General features: G+C 59.0%; 2 protein-coding genes and 1 pseudogene. 1 reads left to right on the top strand and 2 read right to left on the bottom strand.

Features of this window, described 5'->3' with window-relative positions:
• Window positions 1–477: 477 nt before the first annotated feature.
• Window positions 478–2193 (bottom strand): GH39 family glycosyl hydrolase, encoded by a 1716-nt coding sequence (locus H1Y01_RS16690; protein WP_180541639.1) that lies wholly within the window; start codon window positions 2191–2193, stop codon window positions 478–480.
• Window positions 2194–2640: 447 nt separating this feature from the next.
• On the opposite strand from H1Y01_RS16690, the gene H1Y01_RS19620 reads away from it, so the two are divergent.
• Window positions 2641–5442, top strand: a complete 2802-nt coding sequence (locus H1Y01_RS19620) for an Ig-like domain-containing protein (protein WP_219341633.1) — start codon at window positions 2641–2643, stop codon at window positions 5440–5442.
• 52 nt (window positions 5443–5494) lie between these two features.
• Here H1Y01_RS19620 and H1Y01_RS20150 read toward each other — a convergent pair.
• Window positions 5495–5563, bottom strand: a pseudogene (locus H1Y01_RS20150) (endo-1,4-beta-xylanase); the annotation flags it as partial.
• Between the last annotated feature and the right edge of the window lie 466 nt (window positions 5564–6029).

Below are 6029 nucleotides of genomic sequence, written 5' to 3'. Positions count from 1 at the left end.
GTCGGGCAGTCGAGCAGGAAATGCTCTCCAAATTTCCTGACTATCACGCGAAGCAATTCCTGACGGTGTTCACCATTCCGGCTTACTTTCCGGCCAAGTAACGGGCGAGGCGCCGCGCGTTCGGCGCCCCCCGCTTTTTTTACGGCGCGGCGAAGCGCTGCTTGGTTAGAGTGCAGGGCGCCGATGAGAAGCATTCCGCCCGATCCTCACATCCAGGTCGCGACGATTGCCACTGATCCGTCATTTAACAGAAATCCAACAAACCGATACCATTGCGGCGTAGCGTTTATAGCGCTGTTCTGAAGGTGCAAAAGGAGACCGGCATGAAGAAGAATAGCAGCGCATCAAACACGCGGAAGCGGAGCACGCCCATCAGCGAAACCGGAGTACTGAGCCGCGACCGTGAGGAAGCGGGTTCCGGAACCGTTCAGCACTCCATTCCAGGACACTCCACCGAGGACCGAAGTATGGCGCTTTCTACTCCCAACTCAACAAAACCAAACTCACCGACTGACGCGGCATATTTGTAGTCACACTCACCTGACCGTCTTTCACATCCATCCACGCGGGCGAACTTAACAACTCCAGTCCAGCTCTACTCTTGAGTAGCTCATACTGTTCAGTCGTCGGATGCTGCGGCGACCCCATCGCCATCCACACGGAATACGCATTACTGTGCGTGTCGTCGATCCGGTAATGCATCACTAGCACGCGCCCAACACCGGCCGGGATTCCTTGCGCTGTAATCGTCGTAAGCGAAGCACCTGCGGGCTCATAGTCGTCGTGATAGTTCCACACCATTACCGCTGCCTTCCGCTCACCCACGGTTGCCAGCGCATCGATGTCCGCATCCGAACGTACGCCATTCGCGAGAATGGAATCCAACGGGACCTGGCCGGTGCTCGCGGTACTTACACGCTGTCCATCCATCAACGCCGCCATCCGGAAGAAATTGAGTATGGGCTTGTCGATCCCATTGGTTGAAAGATCGCGAAAGCCTTCAAAGTACTCGCGGTCCTCAAACTCAAACGACCAGCTGAGCATCGAGAGTAGGTCAACCTTTCGGCGATCCGCCAGATCGAACAAGGCTTTGTATGCAACGGCGGTATACGCCGGGTACAACGTGCCGTTCCTGTAGTTATTAGCGGGATTCGTTTTGCTGGAGCAAGCGGCGCAGCCCTCCGGATCGGCTTCACTCAAGATGATCGGGAGATTTCTGAACCGGGGGAACTGATTGACGATCTCGAAGCCTTTGTCAACGTCCCTTAGTTCGCTGGCAATGCCCATCCGGACGTGCCCTTCCGCCGTGCGCGGCTGCCCCTTGGCATGGAAGGAGATGAAATCTAGCGGCGCCGGCTGTCCATTCGCCGCACTCTTACCGGTACGGATATGGTTTAGGAAGCCCTCCAGGAACTTAGCCCCTTTCTGGCCGCCCGGTCCGGTAGTAGCCGGCCCTCCCACCTTCGCGTCCGGCAGCGCCGCTCGCACGCCGGCGACCGCGTAGTCGTATAGCTTCCAATAGTCCTCGGCCGTAGAGTGCCAGTAATCAATGTCCGGTTCGTTCCAGACCTCGAAGTACCAGCGCCGTACAGTTTCCCTGCCGTATCGCTCTACTAGGTGCGAAGTAAAGACGCGAACTAACTCGCCCCACTTTGCATAGTCCTTAGGCGGATTGTTGGATGCGCCCGAGATTATGCTCTTCGTGCTACGGTATTCTACTTTGCGATCCGGTAACTCCGCGGCCAAATCCTTGGGCATGAAGCCAAGCTCCACCATAGGTCGGACGCCCGCTGCCCGATACTGGTCGAAGATCCCATCCACGATCCTGAAATCGTAAATGGGCCTACCTTGAGAATCTTCCGAATAGACGTTTGTGGAACTCCACTTGAGTCCGGGTACCCCGTCGCCCGAGGTGAATAAGTGATGTGAGCGGATATAGACCGGCACGGGACTCAGGTCGTGCAACTCACGCAACAGGCGTTTGCCATCGGGCATCGTTGCGTAATTGGCCTCGTCAAACCCGAACCAACTGTAGATGGGCTTATAGATACCGGCCGGTCTGTTGAGATCAACCTGGATGGACACAGTCTTCCCATCCGGCAGCGGTGGAGGCGGAGGCTGCGTTCCCTGACCCCGGAGAAACGAGGGCGACAGGATTAGTCCTAAAACCCAAAGAGAGGAGATCGTCTTCATAGATCTTCGGCTGTTCCAAAAACCGGCAACGAACATTCGTAGATTACTTCACCGGTGATGACGGGTGAATCGCCTCGCGCCTGAGCGATTCGCCCCGCTTCAACATCGGACGGGATCTGAATGGTCACGGTCATGCGAACGCCTTAAGGACACCGAAAAAGCCCATCCTCGATTCGCCGGCACTCGACAGGGTCGCCCTGCCGGTCGGGTGTTCCCGGGCGGGCGGCGCCCGCATGAGCGCTGTCGGAAACCGGTGTGCCGCCCGTTTGCGTTCGACACGGGAAGCGAGACATTTCGGCGTCCCCGGCGAACACCGGAAGCGATCGAGCGGGCGCGGGAAGGCGCGGCTCCGCGTGGAGCGTGGCGCGAGCCTATGATGCAAATCATCTGACCCTGTAAGACGGATGCCCTAAAGCTTCCGGGCCGTTCCGCCGAACGTTGCCTCGAATGCGATCTAAACTCCTGTTACCGATATTCGTGCTGACTTGCCTGCGGGTTGGCTCGGCCGCAACACTGACCTTTGAATCGCCCGGTTGTCTCGGTGCTACGATCTCCGGCACCGTCAATCTGGCCGCTGTTGCCCCGGGAGCGCAGCGCGTCGATTTTGCAATGGGATCGTATTCGATCGGCTCCGCCTTCGCGCCCTCCTTCTCGCTTTCCTGGAACTCGAACATTGCGATGGATGGAGTGTCGGCGATTCAGGCGACTGCCCGCGACGGCGCCGGAAACCTGGTCGCGTCCGGCCAATGCCTCGTGACCATCGCGAACCTCGGCGTAACTCTGGTTGTCAACTCGCCGGACCTGACGCAAACTCTCTCCGGAACGGTTTCGATCGCGCTCACCGGCTCCGACCCCGCGGCGTTTCCCGCGATCTGGACCTTAAACATCGATGGCGCGCAACAGCAGATTATCTGGACCGACAACGCCTGGCAGAATCCGAATTCGGTCACATTTTCACTTGACACCACCCAGTTTTCCAATGGACCGCATGAACTGGATATCTCGATGAACTCGCGTACCGGCCCTACGAACCCGCAATGGGTCAACTGGCGCGGCATGGTGAATCAGGTTGTCCAGTTTCAGAACGGCCATGTGCTGCAGGAAATCATTCCCCAGTTGCAAAATGTATTCGTGCCGCCGGGAAGCGTTGTCGAGGTCGGATGTACCAGGATTTACACGGACGGACAGACCGGAGCGTGCAGCACCCCCGTATTCGCCTCTGCGTCTGCTTCCGTCGCTACCGTCAGCGGAACCGGAAACGTGCAGGGTGTAGCCGCCGGGTTCACGCAAGTGACTCTTCAGGATGGAACACGAACTTCGACCGCGAATGTCTGGGTGACGAGCACTCCGGCCGTGCCTCACTTTGCCGGAAATGGACAGCTTCTGCAATCGTTTCATCCCGGCAAGAGCTTGTTCGTGATCTCGCCGTTCACGTTGGGTCCTACGGCTTTCACGTCGCCGGCTGTCAACGCGCAGCTCGCTCAATCCGGCTTTAACACTCTGTCCTTCGGCGTTTACATCAATCCGTGGGATGTCACTGCGAGCTACTCAACCTGGCAATCGAATTTCAATCAGCAGACCGGCGCGGAGATGCAGTGGGCGCAAGCGAATAACTACCATCTGCTGCTCACCGGCGACGACATCTTCCGCCGTATCGGTGGAGACGCCTGGTATACGCTCAACTGGCCGTCCGGGAAGCAGGCCGTGCAGTACGCCGTCTCCAGTCTGGCTTCGACCGGGGTAGGGATCGGCATCGAAGGAATCGATGAAGCCAGCATGCTTTGGGGTCCCAACCCAGTGCCCGCGGGGAATATTGGTGCGAGTAATCTGTTCACGGGGGTTAGCTGCGCCGCTCAAAACTGTACCGTCAATTGGCCGAATAACCCGATTCCCGCCGGTTACACCTTCGCGATGACGGGCGCGCCGAACACCGGTCTCGACAACGCCGCGGGCACTTATTTCACGGTCGGGAGCAGTACTTCGACCGGCTTTTCTTTCACCGCGCCCCAAGCGCCCGGCGGATCTTACACGGTATCGAACGCGTCCGGTCTTCAATTTCTCTGGTTCGGCGGCAATTGGTGCACCGGAAACGTGGCATGCTCCCCACCGGTTCCGAATTCGGCGTTCACGACGTTCCGCTCGTGGATCACTGCCGGTCCAACCGTCCCGATCTCGTTTCCCAGCCTGGCGACAGACCCGCCTCAGGTCGACGGTAATTGGATGGGTCCAGGCAGCATCAGCGATTACGCGTCCAATTACTTTACTTCCATGAAGACGCGCACTACTTACCCGTGGTCCGAGGGCATCCAGGAGATGGTTTCTTCCATGGAGCAAACGTTCTTTAGCCGCCAGCCCTTTTTCATGCTGAATCGGCCGCAACTGATGGAGGTGAGCCTCACCGGCCCACAGTACACCAAGGGGAGCGCATCGGGCGCCACCTACAACCCGGGCGTTGACGCACTCATCTCGCCAGGTGTCAGCCCGCAGCATGTTTCGGCCGTTATGATGGACGCCGCGGCCCTGGGCGCCGCCGGAGAGCGGCTCTATTACTTCGAGTCTCCCTCGGACGTTGCCGGACGCGCGGACGCGCCTGCGGGGACATCCTTCCAGACCGGATCGAATCCGCAGAATCTTCAGACCGCGTCATGGACAGCCATGAGTTATGCGGCCAACCTGCTCGCCAACGTCCTCGACCCCTATCTTCTTGGCACCCGGCTCAATTCCCCGGGGTACGGTCTCAACATCCGCAGCGCCGCGCGGCAGGGCGCTACCGGCAACCTGCTCCTCATCGTGAATGGGAACGACTGGCAGCGCAGCATATCAGTGGATCTTACCCCTTACAAGCTGGGGTTCGGGGCCGCCAAGTACGTTGTTTCCGCGACGGGCATCAACACGTCCGAGCTTTCCCCGACGCAATTGGAGGATTCAGTGACTCTGGGTGAAGGCGAGTCGGTTGTCTACATCCTGCCGTCTAGTGCGGCTAACATGACGCTGAAGTCCCACCAGATAAAGGCGCCGTCCAAATCGCCGTCTGGAACGACTCTGCAATCCAGTTATCTGTATCCAACGATGCCGCCTGCGACGCCTGACCCCTCCATCGGCATGACTCCTTGCGCGCCTTCCTGCACGATCTACATTGATCCCAACCTGGGACCCTTCTTCTATCAGTTTGTTTCGCCGGCTGCTGCGCCGACCACTGTTGAAGAGATAAGCGGCTCGAAAACGATCGTCGTGCCCCCGGTTTACTAATTACTTGACAGCCGGCAAAGGTGCCCGGCAACCGATCCGCCGGCACCTGGATGTTGCAGTCGTTATAGAACAGCAAGGCGTTCGGATCGGCCGGGCGCGCCCACTGGAAGGCCTGCTCGATTCCGGGTCGGCATGACCCTGCGGTTCACCCACTCCGAGCCCGACCGCAAGGGAGGGTCCTCCACTGCCAGCCGCGTTGACCCTATCCGCGTGGAACGGTGTAGGTTGGGGTCATTTTCACGGATCGCACCGCCCGGCGCGAAGTTGAACATGTTCTGCGCCTGAGCCTGGCTATATTGGGCCTCCAAAACCGATGGGTAGGTAGGGTCCGTCACGTAGGGGAATCGACTGCGCTGCCGATTGTGACGCCGTCATAGCCGCGCCGCCTCGCGCAAGGTGGAAAAGGACTACGGACGCAGCCCGAACCGCGAGGCCCCCCTGAAGTAAGACCAAACGTAAAACAGGACGTGCCGCCAGGATCGTGCCAACCCCCGGTTTTGACCCCTTTTGTAAAGGGCGGGAGCCAACCGAACGCCTTTAGGAGTCACCCGCCGGAATAAATCCGGCTGGAACTAGCACACCGGCGT

The sequence above is a fragment of the Nevskia soli genome, assembly GCF_903970205.1.
Lineage (GTDB): Bacteria > Acidobacteriota > Terriglobia > Bryobacterales > Bryobacteraceae > Bog-113.
This window is presented reverse-complemented; position numbering and strand designations above follow the sequence as displayed.

Coding starts and splice junctions, on each gene's coding strand:
- H1Y01_RS16690 (WP_180541639.1), bottom strand. CDS start 2,193: ATGAAGACGATCTCCTCTCTTTGGGTTTTAGGACTAATCCTGTCGCCC.
- H1Y01_RS19620 (WP_219341633.1), top strand. CDS start 2,641: ATGCGATCTAAACTCCTGTTACCGATATTCGTGCTGACTTGCCTGCGG.